Genomic DNA, 18,055 nt, shown 5'->3' with positions numbered 1-18,055 from the left:
TAATTATGTCAGACAAAGGAAGCGTTTTTCAAAAAGGAGGTGGTGGGACAAACTTTGAGCAACTCGTACAAACAGCATTTATAACAACGCTGATCATACGAGGTAATGTTCCTTCTATTGATTCAGCACACCTTTCAGAGGTTGCTATGCAAGTAACTAATAGAGGCTATGAGACTGACGATTTTATGGCTACTGCAAAATCCAAGAGAGGAGAACACCGATTATTAGTTCAAGTAAAACACGACATTTCGTTTACTGCTGACAATCAAAAATTTAAAGAAGTAATTGGTGCTTTTTGGAAAGATTATAATAATACTTCAATTTTTGACAAAACAAAAGATAAACTTATAGTAGTAAAAAATGGTTTAACTAAAGACGAACGAAACCATCTTAAATCACTTTTTAATTGGGCGGCAACCCACGCTACAGAAACCGATTTTATTTCGGAAGTAAACAGAATTAAGGGAAAAAAGAAGCGATTAGATGTTTTTCGCGAAGTATTAAAAGAAGCAAACACAAATATCTCCTTAAGTGATAAAGAATTATGGGAATTTTTAAAATGCATTGATGTTCTAGAATATGATTTCTTAAACGAAGGTAGTATTGATAAAACATATTTTCTTAATCTTATCAAACTATGCAGAAGTAAAGATTCAACCGCTACCGAAAATGAGATTTGGGATAGTATTTTTGCTTACGCTGGAACACTTAATCCAAATGGTGGGAGCGCAACGGTTGAAAGCATTAAAGACAAAGAGTTCTTTATTCATTTTGACAATACACAGATAAGTCCATATTTAAAAACTGTTGAGAAACTTAAATCAGACAGTAGAGAGATTTTACGACCAATAAAAACTTCAATTGGATCTGGCGAAAACCAATTTCAATTACCCAGAACCGAAGCAAGAGAAAAAATATTAGAGGCATTAAGCCGTAATCAGTTTACGGTTGTAACAGGAAAGCCGGGTGTTGGTAAATCCGCAAAAATTAAAGAAATTCTTGAAAAAGATTTTCAAAATTCAAGCGTGTTCGTTTTCAGAGCTGATCAATTCAATGAATCAACACTTGCAAATGTGTTTTCAAGACAGGGCGTGAACGAAACGATACAAGATATTTTCTCCTGTATTTCTCTAATCCCTGAAAAAATCATTTTTATTGATAGTTTGGAAAAATTATTAGAAGCAGACCCGGAATGTGCTTTCAGACAATTAATAGGATTGCTTGCAGAACATCCTGAAATCAAGGTTATTGCTTCATCCCGGAGATATGCGATCGACTTAATTACCTTAAAATTCGGAATTGATAAAAACGAAATTGACATAATTGACGTTCCAAGTCTCAACGGAGAAGAACTAAAACTTGTAGTTGAAAAATTTCCACAGTTAAGCAGTGTTCTGAAAAATGACAAAGTCAAAAAATTACTTCGAAGCCCAAAATATCTTGATTTTTCAATATTAGCAATTGGCAAAACAAACGAAGATTATGCTACGGTTTCAATAACTGAATTTAAAGATAAGTTGTGGAATTCATTGGTTGTAGATTCGACAAATACAAAAAACGGCCTGCCAATTAAAAGAGAAAAAGCGTTTCAAGAAATTGCAGTTAAGAGAGCAAAAGAGATGAAACTCTTTACTACACCCAATAAATCCGATGCGGAAGCAATTGTTTGTTTAGAAAATGACGAAATAGTATTTCAGGAAAACAACAATAGAAAGTATGCCCCCACTCACGATATTTTAGAAGATTGGGCTTTAGTAAAATATGTTTCCTCAACCTTCGAAGATTTTCCTGAACCAAAAGATTTGTTTGTTAACTTGGGCAACGAACCCGCAATCAGACGAGCATTTCGCCTATGGGTAGAAGATTATCTAATTGACAATAACAGCACTATAAATGAGCTAATTAAGACGACAATTTCTGACTCAACGATTGAAAAATATTGGGCTGATGAATTGCTGATAGCTATTTATAAATCCGATAACAGTAATTCGTTTTTCCTCAATTTTGAAAAAGATCTTCTTGAGAACAATGCTGTTTTCTTCAACAGATGTTTGCATATCATAAAAACTTGCTGCAAAGAAAGCGATCAAAAAACCAATAATAGGAATTTTCTTTTACCTATTGGTTCGGGCTGGAAAGAAGCAATATTTTTTATTCAAAAGCACATAGTTCAATTAGACACAATTAAACTATCAATACTGAATTTTCTTACGGACTGGTATTACCGATTACTTTTTCAATACCACAAAATTGAAAATTTAGAATTAGAATCGGCAAAATCTATCGTCCTTTTTTACCTTAAAGAAGTTGAGGAAGAAAAAGAGTTTTGGCAAGAAGAAAACGCCAGAGATAAATCTTCAATCTTGATTACAATTTTGTTCGACTTGGCTACAATTTCAAAAGAAGAAATTATACAACTTCTTTCTAGAGCATTTGACAATAAGGAAAATCGTGATTCTTGGAGGTTGAACACTTTTTACGAGAAAGTAATTGAAAGTTGTCTTTCAGGTATAGGAAATCAACGTTTATTAAAGGAAGTACCCGAATTAATTGTTGAAACAGCTTGGAAAAATTGGAAATACGTTCCACCGAAAAAAGAAGACTTTCCTAATGGTTTAGGATTTTTAGCAAGCCGTTTACGAGACGAAGAATGTTGGGGCATTAGAGATAAGCATTCTTTTTTTCCTTCAGGAATCTACAAGACACCATTTTACAATTTATTGTGGGTTCACCCAATCATTGGATTAAAATTCATTATTGATTTTATCAATTATTCAGTTGATTTTTATGTGAACGCTACTTGTGAATACAAACACGAAATCTCACAAATAGAAATTGAATTGAAGGATGGGACAGTAGTAAAACAATTTGCTGCCTGGGAATTATGGGCAGCTTACAGAGGCTCAAGCGTTACAAATTACGCTTTGGAATCATTGCTGATGAGTTTGGAAAAGTTCTTATTGGAAACAGCAAAACGAAAAACAGATATAAGTAAAAAGAACATACAATTTATGTTTGATTATGTTCTAAAAAATAGCAATAATGTTGCCCCATTATCGGTTCTGACAAGCGTTGCAGTTGCATATCCTGAAGAAGTTGAAGAAGCAATGTTACCCCTACTATCTATTCCCGAATTTTATGATTGGGATTCAACGCGGGCAGTTCAAGATCATTCCACTTTTTCCCCTATGGACAATCGTATTTCATTTGCACAAAAGGAGCGTTGGGAATCAAATCAATTACCACATAGAAAACAATACACTCGTGGTTTAAGCGACTTTATCGTGAATTATCAATTCAATGTTAGAAAACTCAATTCGCAAATACACAAATTATTTGATAAACTTAAAGCAAGAATTAAGAAGGATGATGTAATGTGGAAAAAGCGATTGAATGAGATTGATACTAGAACTTGGGAAGTTAAACCGTACGATGAAAAACTTGGAGGATTTGTGGTTCAGCCGAGTTACGAACAAGAAGTTGTTGAACATTTGGCTTCATCACAAGATTATTTTGAAAGGCAAAATAAATCCGCTTTATATTCAGGGATAATTTCAAAAGCGCATAAAAGAGAAGAATCCATTAGTTATGAAAAATGGTTGGAGTGCTATCAGTACTATTTGGACGATAATAATTTCGATATACTTTTCAGTAAACCTATAACACTAGCTATTCTTGGATTACGCGAATTTTCAGGTTCTATTGGAGAAGAACAGAAAAGGTGGTGTATAGAAACAATTGAAAATTCAATAGGCTCTATTCTTCAAGATACATTTAGCAGAAATTACAATTTCAATAAGGACGTTAACATAATGGAAAAGGAAATGGCATTATCTACTTTCCATTTGCTATTGCAAAATGCAAATAATGATGAAGAAAAAAATGGAATAATAGCAACAATGATTTATATGCTATTTGCACCGTTTCCCGAGCACGAAATTGATAAAATCACTAAGTACATTAGAGAGGATTTTTTTCCACAATTCCCGGATGAGGCAAAAAGAGTTTGGCTGGGGCTTATCAAATATTCCAATTACAAAAAAGCTCATCCACATTTAAACGATTACCAAGATGAAGAAAAGGTAAAGGAAGCACAGGAAAATGAAGAAAATTTTGTTCAACGAATTTCATCTGACAAAAATTTAAAATTAGATCTGGTTGAAATAAATTTGGAAAAAAGCAAAGCATATTTATTGGCAAGAGCTTTTGTAATTACCCCTTACGATACAGCTGATAATGATTTTACAGAATTCATAAACCATATATTACCAATCGTTCTTAGTGATTTAATTAAAAAAGAAGATTATTCTTATAATAGAAGAAGAGAATCACGCCAATTTCATCAGGAATCGATTTCTGATATTCAACAATATCTTGCCAATTTATTTTTGGACGCAAATTTTAGTTTTTCAAAATCTGTTTTAACTACGTTAGTTAATTCATTATCACACCAAACCCAAAGTCAAAAGTTTGGAAGAAATGACTTGCTCGAATTTGTAAACACAACTTTAGATTACCTTGTATTAAAATTATATGACAACGGGAATTTGAAAATCGAAGAAAAGAAATACTTAAAACAACAAGCGAACTTTTGGAATCTTTGGGAAATTCTTTTTGATTTAATTCCAAGCAACGGAAAACATCCGCTAATCAAAAAGCTTCTGTTGGACATAAGATATTTACTATGGGATTACCAAGGTAATCCGAACGAAAATTATTGGACTGTCTTGGATAACAAAAAAGATTTCTACAAAAAGATATTTCTTGAAAAGGGTCAAAACAATACTTCCTCGGCAATTAATGTGTTTTCAACAGTTGGCGAAAAAGAATTTCTACCAGATGGTATAAGTTGGTTAACAAAAACATTTAAAACAAATACTCAAGCTTCACTTACTTTGGCAACAGGTTCGGCAGAAAGAATGATAAAACGACTTTTTTACAACCATATTTCTAAAATCAAGAACGACAAAACGTTAATAGATGATTATGTTTGGATTTTGAACCGAATGGTTGATTTAGGCTCATCAGAAGCATATTTGTTCAGAGAGAATGTAATTACATATAAAAAAATTGAAAACTAAAAAAGCCCATACCTACCATATTGGGCTATTAGCAATAGAACGAAACCGATTAAAGAAAGTGATTACATACCCAAAAGGTCTGTCCGAAACGGAAAAGGTTAGGATGAAAACCCTAACAGCTCATAACTGAGACTTCTAAAGAAACAAAAAATAACTAATGCCGGAAAACTGGAGAAAATATCGCTTAGGAGATTTAATAGAAGTTAATAAAAATTCAATCCGCAAAGGTGACTTAAATTGGATCAATTATATCGATATCAAATCAGTGGGGACAGGATTTTATGAAGAGCCAAAGAGGATGGATTTTGAGGATGCGCCTTCACGTGCACGAAGGTTACTCAAAGAAGGAGATACTGTAATATCCTCTGTAAGACCCAACTTAAAATCTTATTTTTACTCTCAAAATTTAGAGGAGAATACTATTGCATCCACAGGTTTTGCAGTCCTTACACCAAAAAATATTGATAAAAGATTTCTGTACTATCTAACCACCAATGACAACTATATAAACTACCTGGTGCAATCCTGCACAGGTAGTGCTTATCCTGCGTTTGGTCCACAAGTTCTATTGGATTCTGAGGTTTTAATTCCTGAGTCATTCCAAGAACAAAAATCCATTGCCTCTATCCTCTCCGCTTTAGACGAAAAGATCGAACTCAACCTCAAGATGAACAAAACCCTGGAAGACATGGCAATGGCTTTATACAAGCACTGGTTTGTTGATTTTGGGCCTTTTCAGGATGGGGATTTTGTAGATTCTGAATTGGGGGAAATTCCGAAGGGATGGGAAGTAAAACCTATAGGTGATGTTATTGAAACATTAGGAGGAGGAACACCAAAAACAAAAGTTCAGGAGTATTGGGAAAATGGAAATATTGACTGGTATTCTCCAACGGATCTAACTAAAGCAAATTCCCTGTTTTCTTTTGGAACAGCAAAAAAAATTACAGAAAAAGGTCTGGAAAAAAGTTCAGCAAAAATGTTTCCAGCAAGATCTTTACTTATGTCAAGTCGAGCTACAATTGGAGCCATTACCATAAATAGAAAACCAGCTTGTACAAATCAAGGTTTTATAACAATGATTCCTAATAAAACCTTGACTTTATTTCAATTACACGGTTGGACTGTAAATAATATGAATCTGATTTTATCAAAAGCAAACGGTAGCACTTTTAAAGAGATAAGTAAAGCTAATTTCAGAGCTCTTCCTATTTTGATAGGTTCAGGAATTTCAGAGTATATTAAGGAGGTTGAAAATTATTATGCTCAAATAGAAAGTAATCTCCTGGAAAACCAAACACTAACCCAACTCCGCGACACCTTACTTCCAAAACTAATCAGCGGGGAAGTCCGCGTAAAAGATGCGGAGAAAACTTTATCTGAAGTCTTATGACACAAATGATCGAGATCACGGTGCAAAAGGCTGCCATAGGGTGCCTTCAGGAGTTGGGGTACAGTTATAAAGAGGGCAATTCCTTGCAGCGGGATCTCAAAAAGGTGGTTTTGGAGGAGGATCTTCGGGAGTTTTTGGTAAGCTCCTATCCCGGTGTTCCGGCAACTGCCATTAATGAAGCCCTTTCAGCTTTTACCCAGCACGAGGGAATGGATCTCGATCACCGCAACCGCGATTTTCATCTTAAAATGACGCAGGGGGTTTCCATTACCTGGAAAGATGCTTCGGGCAAAGAACAGGCCCGGCACCTCTACCCTATCAATTACAAAGAACCCGGGAAAAACTCCTTTGTGTGTGCAGATGAAGTAAAGATCATTGGCAAGAACAGCCGGCGCACAGATCTGCTCGTTTTCATCAACGGACTTCCGCTCATTGTTTTTGAATTTAAGAATATGTTTGATCCCGAAGTGGGCGTGGAAAACGCGCACCGGCAAATTGGGCATTACTTTCAGGATATTCCGCAGCTGTATGATTACAATGCCATCACGGTAGTTTCAGATGGACTGGAAACCCTGCACGGGATGTACAACTCCTCCCTGAAGTGGTTCGCTCCGTGGAAAAGTCTGCACGGGGATGACCTTCAGCAGCAACAGGAACTTCAGCTGGAAACCTTGCTTAAGGGATTATTTCCGAAGAAAACCTTATTAAACTACCTGCAAAACTTCATTTTCCACGAAGACCACAACGGTAAAATCATCAAAAAGGGCGCGAAATATCACCAGTACTGGGGCATCAAAAAAGCAGTGGACTCTGCGGTAGAAAATATAAAACCCAACGGTGACGGCCGGCTGGGAGTGATATGGCACACGCAGGGATCTGGCAAAAGCATTTCGATGGCCATCCTTACCGGGATCCTGAGGCAAATGCCCGAAATGAAAAATCCCACCATCCTTATCCAGGTAGACCGCAATGACCTGGACCAGCAACTTTATGAGAATTTTGTGCTGTGCAAAGACCTGGTGGGCCACGTACAACACGCCGATACCACCGATGAGCTGCGGGCCCTCCTGAGCACCGATGGCGGCGGGGTGATCTTTACCACCATTGAGAAATTTCGGTTAAAAGAACTGGCTTCGGGAAAAGAGCTCTCCCACCCCGTACTTTCTGAACGTACCAACCTTATTGTGATGGCAGATGAAGCCCACCGCACCCAGTACGGGTTCCATAGCGGCGGCTTTGCGCAGAACATAAGACGCGCTTTGCCCAATGCCTCCTTCATAGGCTTCACCGGAACGCCCGTAGATGGCAAAGATGCCGATACCCAACAGGTATTTGGCCCCACCATTCACAGCTACGATATCAAACAGGCCGTGGAAGACGGTGCCACGGTGCCCATTTATTACGAGCCAAAAATGGTTCCGCTCAACATCAAAGCCAAATATGATAAGGAGCTGGATGAAATGGAAGAAGATGAGGACGAGGAGAACAATGCCGTGTGGGCCGCGATAGAGGATGCCGCCGGGGCCAGTGACCGCGTAGAAAGGGTTGCCAAAGACATCCTCACCAATTTTAAGGCCAGGACCGAAAGCCTGGAAGGCAAAGCGATGATCGTGTGTATGAGCCGAAAGAACTGCGTAAAAATGTACAATGCGCTTAGCGCACTTAAAGAATGCCCTGAAATCGCCGTGATAATGACCGGAAACATCAGCAAAGATCCTACAGACTGGAATCCGCATATACGGACCAAAGATGCGATGGAAGCTATAAAAAAGCGTTTCCGCACGCCTGAAGATCCGCTGCAAATGGTGATCGTGCGCGATATGTGGCTCACGGGATTTGATGCCCCCTGCGCCCATACGATGTATGTGGACAAGATAATGAAAGGCCATAACCTGATGCAGGCCATTGCAAGGGTAAACCGGGTTTTCAAAGACAAACCTAACGGACTCGTAGTAGACTTCATAGGCATTTCCGGCTTTCTTGCCGAAGCCACCAAAAAATACACCGCCGGAGGTGGGGAAGGAAAACCCACTCTCGATCTTGAAGCTGCCGTGGAAATTTGTTTGGAGCAGTTGGAGAAAGTGAAAGATTTAATTGGTGAATTTTCTGCGGAAACCGTCAATTCAATGACCGAAATGGACCGATTGAAATGGTGCAACACTAAAGTGAACAGTCTTTTAAAATCTGATACTGTAACCGATGTCTTTTTGCTCGAAGAGCGAAAGCTGGCAGAGCTGGTGGCAATGACCAGTTCAGATCCTCGGGTTTGGGAGATACAGGAAGAGCTGGCAATCATTCAGAAGATAAGGCAACTTATAAGAAAGATCAAGTTCCCTCCCGGTCCGCGCAGGGAAAAGAATGAAAAGATAAAAGACCTGATTAGCAAGTCCCTCGAATCGCAGGAAATTGTAGACCTGGCAAAAATGTACAACCTGGATAAGATCGATATTTCCATAGTAGACGATAGGTTCCAGGCCATTGTAAAGGAAAAAGGCGACGAGAACATCAAAGTAGAATTGTTGCGCAGGATCATCAATGACGAGATCCGGGTGCGAATGCCCAAGAACATCCGCCGGATGCGCAAGCTGAAAGACGAGCTTGAAAAAGTGCTGAGCAACTACCACAAAAACTCGATGGATTCCATCGCCGCCATAAAGCACCTGCTGGACATCGCGAATGAATTTCAGCAGGATGACATCAGGACCAAACAACTCGGTTTAACCGAAGATGAACTGGCTTTTTATGACCTGTTATCGGCCAACGAAAAGCTGCTCAACCAATCCGGCCCCATCCAGGACCTGGTGCATACGGTGGTAAACTCCGTCAAGAAAAACCTCCAGCTCGACTGGACTAAAAAAGAAGACGCCCGCGCCGCAATTCGGTTAGCGGTCAAAAAAGAATTACGCGGCAAAGTGCCATTTTCTGAACTAGATAAACTTTTAAAAGAAGTGATTGAACAGGCCGAGGGGCAGTATAAGGATTGGCCGATTGAGGCTTAGAGAAAAGGATTAAGATTGAATAGATAGAAGTGCTACTTAAGAAATTTCCAAAAAAATGAAAGAATTGAGGCAAAGCACGCTCATTTGTACTGTTATAGTTCATGCAGCCTGGAAAAGCAATAGTTTCTCTTCTATGCATTAAAAAATTAACGACCACAAATAATTCCAAAAAAATATCCCTGAACCATCATTATAATGTGGATTCTATTGCGTTTTATGTGCAATTCAGTGAATAAACATCAGATTCCTCATTAAAGTATGGATTTTAATATATTTTTGGAAAAATGAGTTATTTTGATCTAAAAATCTTTACTATACTATGGATTTCAGCATATAAGAAATGAAAGCAATCGCACACATCGGAAAGCTTATTCAACAAAGACGTGATCACATGCGTATCACTCAAGAACAATTAGCTGAGATGGCCGATATTGGAATCATTACCTTGTATAAGATAGAGACTGGACAGGCTAATCCTACCTTAAAATCCCTGCAAAAAATCACTGATGTATTAGGCCTGGAGATCAACCTTCAGGTCAAAAAGATACAGCTTAAATGAGACAAGCCGCTATTTTATTTAAAGGAACAGAGGCCGGTGTGCTACAGCAGGATGATGACGGTAGTTTTACCTTCCGCTATCTGGACCGCTTGCTGGCCGATCCTGACAATCCCCCTATTAGTCTCACCCTACCCCGGTCCCAACAGAAATACCATTGCCAATATATATTTCCTTTTTTTATAATATGATTCCAGAGGGTGCCAATCAACAAGCTGTTTGCAAGGCAGAGCGCCTGGATACCGACGACTATTTTGGGATCCTGATGGCTACGGCCTGCTATGATACAGTTGGTGCCGTCACAGTTAAAAAACTTAAAGCCTCCGTATGAGGCTCCAAATTCAGATGCCCCTTCAGATAAATTATTTGAAGAAAATCAAAAGCGTATCTCCATATCTGGAGTCCAGGAAAAGTTTTCAGTATTGCTGGAAAAGAACAAGCTACGCATGATTAAAAAAGGAGAGCAGGGTACCTATATTCTAAAACCAATTCCTAATTCCGGTAAAAAAAGGGACCAGATGCCGGCCAATGAGCATTTAACCATGCAAATCGCGCGTCGGGTGTACGGTATCGAGACCGCAGAGAATGCACTAATCTTTTTTAAAAACTGCGCCCCGGCCTACATCACCAAACGATCTGATGTAAACACGGATGGTAGCAAGAAGGCCAAAGAGGATTTTGCTTCACTAGCCGGTAAAACCCCACAGACCCATGGGGACAATTATAAATGTGGAGGGAATTACCTGGAGTTGTTTGAACTGATGAAGAAATACCTTCCCGCCTACCGTGTGGAAACACCCAAATTGTTTAAACTTCTATTGTTCAATTATTTGTTTTCCAACGGAGATGCACATCTGAAGAATTTTGCAATCCTGGAAACCCCTATGGGAGATCATCGCTTAAGTCCTGCTTATGACCTGCTAAATACCCGAATTCATATTGAGGATAGTGATTTCGCATTGGATAGTGGTCTGCTACCGGCCAACCTGGGCCAAACCCATGTCGCCGGACAGTTTAAAGTCCTGGCCGAGCAGGTAGGCTTATCCTCGAAGCAGTTTAATACAATCATGGCTTCCATGCTCAACGGTTCCGATCAGGTAGACACCCTAACCATGGCTTGCTTTTTAGATGATAAAACAAAAAGAAATTATTTGCAGGCCTATAAGACCCGATTAAAAAAACTAACCAAAGAGTAATTATAAGAGATAATTTGAATTCTGGATGTGAATGAAATGATATCTCTGTGATTTAAAAGCCTCAAATTAGCTTTTGACCGACGAATATGTTTTCTACATTAATAAGGGAGAAATTACCGGTAAAATCATCAATGATTACATATATGGTAATATTTTGTGACTTTTTTTCAATATGTTGCAATGGCCGTGTACCTAAATTACACCTCGTTTTTCGCTAAGCCCAGTAAAACAGGGAACTGATAACTTATGTATTGGGAAATAATTAGAAGATTTGATATGGAATGTCGCTTACAGACTTCCTATTTTCTACGATTCCCCATTGCTTTCTTCAATTTCTCCTTTCCATTCTGAAGATATAATTTCATCTTTTTTGATCAAATTTCCTGAAATCGTAATTTTATATTCATTGCCATCAATATTCTTAAGTTCCCAGATAATATGTTCTGCTTCCGGAAATTCTTTTTCTCCCTTCAATTGATCTTCAAATAATCTCCTAACGATATTCCTTTCAGATAGTCCATTATTGAGTAACCTTAATACCATCTCCTCTGTTAAGGAGGTTTCACTATCATTATTTAATGATTCTATGGAGCACTCTATAATTGTAGCACTAGAGCTTGGAAATTTGCCGTTATAAGCTTTAAAAAGCAATTGGTTAATATGAAACAAAGTTGATTGCAGTTCAATTTCCGGATATTCCTCGCAAACTGTATCTACTAACATATCATTAGAGATCTGGTCTATTTGCCCTTCAGACAAGTGCTCCCCTAGTTTATATTCCAGAACTAACTTTGCTGCTTCAGAAGGTTCAAAATCTGTGATGGCCATAAACAGCAACTCCCTTAAATTTTCATCTTCAGAATCGTCAGCATTAGGATAGTTAAACATTTCCAGCATTCGAACATAATTTTCATTAGTCCAATATTCTCTAATCTCATCGACCGTCTGAACATCCTCTATCTCTATTCTATACTTCATCTTAAAATTTTTCAGAATTTATATGTATTATTTTCCATGATACTCATTTTTTAAACGTGAATAGTGACTAATAGGACACTTTCTTTAGAAAAAATGAATAAAAATTAAAGTTTAAAAAAAACTTTTTTCAAATAATACAAAACATCTATTTAAGGGAACGGATTTTAAAATATTTTCTTTACCATTCCAACTTTAGGAGGTTCAGAAGTATTTGTAATCACAAAATCTACGACACCCAGTACCAGTTCCTCTTCAGTAATTACATCAACTTTCCATTTACCTTCTCTAAGGTTCTTTTTATAAGTATATCCACGAAAACCACGATCGCGGCCCCCGGCAACTTCAAAGCCAAGATCATCAGTTACTTGCCATGTTTCGGTTTCGGGATCAAAATGTTGCCACCTATGGAATATGGGCTTTTTTAAATCTGTAGGTGCAAAAACAGAAGTAAATACATAAACTCGTTGACCTTTCTCCCGATGAAAATTAATGTTATGTTTACGCCAAAATGCATACCATTGATTCCTCTCGTAAGTAACTATGTACTCATTATTTATTTTTCGCACATTATGAGCCGCCAAGCCTGTATCTAAAGCCAGCGGAACTGGTGGAATAAGATTGAAATAGTAAAAAACATTAATTGATATATAAATTGAAAGGATAAGACTTATCAGTCTTCGTAAACTTAACTCCGCTCGTGTAGCTGAGCTTGAACTATAGATAAACATGATAAGGGTTAAAGTACACCCCAAACTTACAAGTCCCGAAATGATAAAAATAAATGTATTCATTTCCCTGATAAGCGTGGGAATCATAAAGGCAAAAAAGATGAAACTTATAAAAAAATAAACACTAAACTGAAGGTATTTATTCGATATTTTCTTTTTCAGAAACTCGTTTGCAAATAAGAGCAGGACCAGCAATATGAAGAAAAACATAGTTTTTGACAGAGAAACACTCCTGAAAAAATAGATAACAAAAGCACTTGAAAGTGCGCCAAAGAAAAATTGTATCGCTAGCGGAAAATATTCGTGATAACGCCTGATAAATGAGCCTTCCCATCTATCCTCATCTACTACATTATATAAATAAAGAGTGATTGTGACTAAGGTCATGTGCGAACAAAGAACCAATGTATCGTATATACGATCTATTCGCCCTAAGGTCAAGGTATCAAAGATAAATCCACCCATAAAAAAAATAATGGGAGCATACTTTTGATTGCGAGTAATGTACCTTCCAAAAGCACTTTTCCTATATTTTACTAGAGCTCTTTTCATAAAATTTTAAGTAGCGGCAAATTTAGCGTAAAACTCAATCGGGATATTAGCTTTAACTTTAATAACAAGCATTCTTATTGCTTTCAGGATTAATTATTACACAAATTTGGCGTTGGAAAAAGTCTATTAACTATAATTAATAAGTGTTCTGTTATTTACTATTGTATAATCTAGTTTCAATATGCTAATTACAGTAGATTTCTGTATCATACTTATACTTCAAAAATCTTAGGCTTTTGTACAAAAAAAGGTACCAATAACCTGTACATCCTTTCAGCCTGGACAATCAAAAAATCTAAGAAATACTGTATACTATTCTACTAATACTTATGGTAATCATCATTTACTGGCTTAGAACGATATTTATAAAGGCTTCATCCAATTTTAAGGCAGCATCTATAGCGATGACTCCTAAGTGGCATTCTCCATTCCGCAAAACAATCAGGAATAGCGATGTGTTCATAGCTTAGCAACTTTGATAAAATATATTAATCCCAAAATTTTGTTGGAAAGACTACCGTTACTTGGCTTTCTGCTAAAAGACAGAATAGGTATATCTTTCAAACTTATTATGAATATCCTCCTTGTAGAATGTGAAATCTTCATTATGGGATAGGTACATATTAAAATGCAGCTCTCCGCTATTTTAGACTTAAAAAGCTTTAAGAGAATATATATAAACAGCTATATAATTTCTTAGATTTCTGCACTCCTAAGTGTTTTCAAACATCAAAGACTAATAACAAAAACGGAGAGATACTAATTAGTATTTTTGGGTTGTATTATTGCACCCTTTTTTTCGTCGGAACTTGAACCAGCAATCGCATAGTTTGATAGACCAGGCCTGACTCGCTTAATAACTATTGGCCAGAATTTCCTTTATTTTCAGCAGCTATCAATTCTTCCATAGTATTCAAATTCTGTAAAACCTCTGTATTCTCTAGTGCGTTTAAATCTAACTTGATGTGGGTTTGCCTTGAAATAAAATCCTGGATTTTTAATTTATCATCCAAAAGGGCTTTCTGCACTTCTTCCTTTAGTAATTTTGGGTAGCAGGCAAAAAGCGGAGAAATTTGTTTACCATCAGTTGCTATCGCTATTTTACCTGGTTCGGCTATTTTCATAAGACTCTGAATTCCTTTTCTATTAATTGAAGGCATATCGCAAGCCAGCAATAATACCATTGGAGCTTGAGAATATTCCAGAGCAGTATATAATCCGCCTAGTGGTCCTTTGTTCGGAATCACATCCTTGTGCACAGGTTTACCAAACTTCAGATATTCCTGATTCCCACTAACTATACTAGTTTTCAGGTTTAATTTATCGAGAAGCTTTATGATATGCAAAATCATGGAAGTTCCTTTAAAATTGACCAGACCTTTATCTGTTCCCATTCTTCTGCTTTCTCCTCCAGCAAGTATAAAAACCTCGATCGCTTCTTTTTTTATCACTTTCAAATAAATTTCAGAATATAAAAATAAACTAATTCAGAATAGACAAACTTCAGTTTCCATATCTGGATTTACAATGACTGAACAAATTTTTAGATCACCATATTCAGGTTAAAACCAGGTATTCTTATCGATTATTGTTGCGGATCAATCAGAAATAACCACTAAACCATAAAAGCATCTTAAATCCTATATTTCCATCATTGTTCCTGTTATAAATTTGAATCTTTAAGCTTAACTTTAAATGGTTGCTGAAAACAGTCCATACCAAATAAAATTAGATTAAGATGAAAATAAGGATTCGAGGAAATTCTGTGAGATATAGATTAACGAAAGATGAAGTGGAGCATTTATGCAAGGAAAAATCTATTGAAGAAAGAACTAATTTCTCAAAACTGGATTTTATATACGAAATAAAGGTTACTGATACTGAGCAACTGGATATTCATTTTTATGATAATAAGATCACTTTAAAAATTTCAGATTCACTCATACAAAATTGGGAAACTAACAACCGGGTTGGATTTTCTCATTCTGTGGTTACTTCAAATGGCAAATCTATAGATGTACTACTCGAAAAAGATTTTACCTGCCTGGAAGATCGTGGCGAAGACGAATCTAATAATTACCCTAACCCTAAATCTCTTGCGCTCTAGATGGAAAAGAAAATTGATAGAAACGTAAATCATAGAGGACCTGTAAAATTTCAGGAACTCGAATTTAAAGATCCAGTTACCCATGCTGCAGGAAAACTAGGAATCAGGGAAACCTTAAAGCACACCTTCAAAGAAATGGGAGTTGTGGATTCCATGCGAGCTCTCTTTACGATCAATCAGCAAGATGGTTTTGACTGCCCTAGCTGTGCCTGGCCAGATCCCGAACACCCTTCTAAAATTGGGGAATATTGCGAGAATGGAGCAAAAGCGCTGGCAGATGAAGCGACGCATAGTCGTATTGATGCCGCTTTCTTTCAGAAATATTCAGTAGAAGAACTTTCAGAATTAAGTGATTTTCAGCTAAATAAATTCGGCCGACTTATAGAACCACTGGTTTTACGTGAAGGTAGCATTCATTACGAAAGCATTTCCTGGCAGGATGCCTTTGAATTAATTTCCGAAGAATTACGCAGTCTAGATTCTCCCAATGAAGCTATTTTCTATACATCTGGTCGTTCCAGTAATGAAGCTGCCTTTCTATACGGAATGTTTGTTCGTGCATACGGAACCAACAATATGCCAGATTGCAGCAATATGTGCCATGAATCTAGCGGTGTTGCCCTTGACGAAACCCTGGGAATTGGAAAGGGAAGCACCAAATTAGAAGATTTCTACGAAGCTGAAGTGGTGATCATTGCCGGACAAAATCCGGGAACTAATCATCCAAGAATGCTGTCTGCCCTCGAAAAATGTAAAGAAAATGGTGGTTATATTATTGCCATTAATCCGTTAGAAGAAACCGGACTGGTTAATTTTAAAAATCCTAAAAATATCAAGGGTTTACTGGGTAGCGGAGAAGATATTGCCGACTTACATTTAGCAGTCAATATCAATCAGGATATTCCTTTGATAAAATTGATTCTCAAACGTCTTGCTGAAAAAGATGTATTGGATGAAACTGTTTTCGATCATGATTTTCTGCAGGAATATACGCAGGGATATTCAGAATTGATAGAGGATCTAAAATCCTTCGATGAAGAAGAATTGCTGGCTTTAGCGGGAGTTTCTAATGAAAAAATAAATGAAGCCGTAGAGGTGCTTGCCAAAAAGACTAAAATTATTGTCTGTTGGGCCATGGGACTTACACAACATAAGAACGGTGTAGAGACCATTCGGGAATATGTGAACTTATTACTCTTAAAAGGTGCTATAGGCAAGGAAAATGCGGGTACGTGCCCCGTGCGTGGACATAGTAACGTGCAGGGAGATAGAAGTGTGGGAATAATGCATTTTGTAGATGAAGTTTTCAACGAGCGCATTAAGGAACATATGGGATTCAATCCGCCAACTGAAAAAGGGATCGATGTTGTAGAATCCATGGAGGCGATGCATGACGGAAAGGCCAGTGTTTTTATAGCATTGGGAGGTAATTTCTTGATGGCCGCTTCAGATACAGATTATACCGCACAGGCACTGAACAATTGTAAGCTGACGGTGCAAATAAGTACAAAGTTAAATCGCTCGCATTTAGTTACAGGAAAAAAAGCCTTGATTCTACCAACTTTCGGGCGGTCTGAAAAAGATGAGAAAAATGGAAATCCTCGTTTCCTAACTATGGAAAGTAGTATGGGACGAATAAGACAATCCAAAGGGCTTTTAAAACCGGCATCCAGCGATATAATGAGTGAACCGGAAATTGTAGGGAATCTTGGTCATACATTTTTCAAAGGAAATCATTCTGTCGCCTGGAAAGCAATGGGAGAAGATTACGAACTTATTCGGGAAAAAATCGATCTGGTAGCAAAAGGATTTGAGAAGACCAGTGAGCGATCTAAAGGTTTTGGATATTACCTTCCTAACAATGCGCGGCACAGAGATTTTAGTATGTTGCCAAATGGCAAAGCACAAATCACCTTAAACAAACTTCCAGACCACCAGTTACAGGAAGATGAATTAATGTTGATGACCATTAGAAGTCATGACCAGTTTAATACCACTATTTATGGCTTAGACGATAGGTATCGCGGAGTATATAATGAGCGTCGGGTTATATTTATAAATGAGAAGGATATGAAAAAACGCAATTTGAAGAAATTCGAAATTGTAAACTTAACCAGCACCTACGATGGCAAGAAAAGAACCGCCTACAAATTTAAAGTACTGCCTTATAAAATCCCAGCTGGTAATATCGCAGCATATTTCCCGGAAACCAATCCGCTCGTTCCTTACAACCATTTTGCAGAGCGCAGTAATACACCCATTAGCAAATCTGTGAAGATTCGAATTGAAAAGGATAGTTAATAATCAGTGTAAACAAAATTTTAATTATTCTCTATAGAACTAATCTTAGCATCAGAAGCTAAATGGAATAAAGAAGCTAGTTGAAAACAGGAATAAAATCATAATCTTCAGAGTTCAGCTCGAACCTGAAGCCTGAATGTTGATGAAAATTAATCATGTCCTTC

10 protein-coding genes and 1 pseudogene are annotated in these 18,055 nt (G+C 37.3%); 8 read left to right on the top strand and 3 right to left on the bottom strand.

From position 1 onward, the window contains the following. Nucleotides 1-5: 5 nt before the first annotated feature. The 6 genes and pseudogenes from ABVM50_RS10100 (at nucleotide 6) to ABVM50_RS10075 (ending at nucleotide 11,225) form a co-directional block, all read left to right on the top strand. Entirely contained in the window at nucleotides 6-5,081 is a 5,076-nt protein-coding gene (locus ABVM50_RS10100) for a hypothetical protein (protein WP_405198464.1), read from the top strand. A gap of 157 nt (nucleotides 5,082-5,238) precedes the next feature. After that, complete coding sequence (locus tag ABVM50_RS10095) at nucleotides 5,239-6,474, top strand: restriction endonuclease subunit S (protein ID WP_405198463.1); 1,236 nt, start codon at nucleotides 5,239-5,241, stop codon at nucleotides 6,472-6,474. Further along, entirely contained in the window at nucleotides 6,471-9,473 is a 3,003-nt protein-coding gene (locus tag ABVM50_RS10090) for a type I restriction endonuclease subunit R (protein WP_405198462.1), read from the top strand. Before ABVM50_RS10095 ends, ABVM50_RS10090 begins: the two co-directional genes overlap by 4 nt. A gap of 340 nt (nucleotides 9,474-9,813) precedes the next feature. Next, complete coding sequence (locus ABVM50_RS10085; RefSeq protein WP_405198461.1) at nucleotides 9,814-10,032, top strand: helix-turn-helix domain-containing protein; 219 nt, start codon at nucleotides 9,814-9,816, stop codon at nucleotides 10,030-10,032. Continuing rightward, nucleotides 10,029-10,360, top strand: a pseudogene (locus ABVM50_RS10080) (HipA N-terminal domain-containing protein). Before ABVM50_RS10085 ends, ABVM50_RS10080 begins: the two are co-directional and overlap by 4 nt. After that, the gene (locus tag ABVM50_RS10075; protein WP_405198460.1) at nucleotides 10,311-11,225 is read left to right on the top strand and encodes a HipA domain-containing protein; all 915 of its coding nucleotides are present in this window, start codon (nucleotides 10,311-10,313) and stop codon (nucleotides 11,223-11,225) included. The pseudogene ABVM50_RS10080 and the gene ABVM50_RS10075 overlap by 50 nt, the downstream one beginning before the upstream one ends. Before the next feature lie 306 nt (nucleotides 11,226-11,531). Here the strand turns inward: ABVM50_RS10075 and ABVM50_RS10070 are convergent, their stop codons facing one another. From ABVM50_RS10070 to ABVM50_RS10060, 3 genes are all read right to left on the bottom strand, one after another. After that, nucleotides 11,532-12,203 (bottom strand): hypothetical protein, encoded by a 672-nt coding sequence (locus tag ABVM50_RS10070; RefSeq protein WP_405198459.1) that lies wholly within the window; start codon nucleotides 12,201-12,203, stop codon nucleotides 11,532-11,534. Nucleotides 12,204-12,367: 164 nt separating this feature from the next. Then, complete coding sequence (locus tag ABVM50_RS10065; RefSeq protein ID WP_405198458.1) at nucleotides 12,368-13,483, bottom strand: DUF2914 domain-containing protein; 1,116 nt, start codon at nucleotides 13,481-13,483, stop codon at nucleotides 12,368-12,370. A gap of 860 nt (nucleotides 13,484-14,343) precedes the next feature. Next, the gene (locus tag ABVM50_RS10060; protein ID WP_405200701.1) at nucleotides 14,344-14,934 is read right to left on the bottom strand and encodes a molybdenum cofactor guanylyltransferase; all 591 of its coding nucleotides are present in this window, start codon (nucleotides 14,932-14,934) and stop codon (nucleotides 14,344-14,346) included. 287 nt (nucleotides 14,935-15,221) lie between these two features. Between ABVM50_RS10060 and ABVM50_RS10055 the strand changes: the two genes are divergently transcribed. Together ABVM50_RS10055 and ABVM50_RS10050 are read left to right on the top strand one after the other, a co-directional pair. Further along, entirely contained in the window at nucleotides 15,222-15,590 is a 369-nt protein-coding gene (locus ABVM50_RS10055) for a DUF7009 family protein (RefSeq protein WP_405198457.1), read from the top strand. Next, a complete protein-coding gene (locus ABVM50_RS10050) occupies nucleotides 15,591-17,891 on the top strand; it encodes an FdhF/YdeP family oxidoreductase (protein ID WP_405198456.1) in 2,301 nt (766 codons plus the stop codon). Nucleotides 17,892-18,055: the final 164 nt, after the last annotated feature.

The sequence above is a fragment of the Christiangramia sp. LLG6405-1 genome (genome assembly GCF_045055805.1).
Taxonomy (GTDB): Bacteria; Bacteroidota; Bacteroidia; order Flavobacteriales; family Flavobacteriaceae; genus Christiangramia.
The sequence above is the reverse complement of the archived record's forward strand: the minus strand, read 5'-3'. Positions and strand labels throughout refer to the sequence as shown.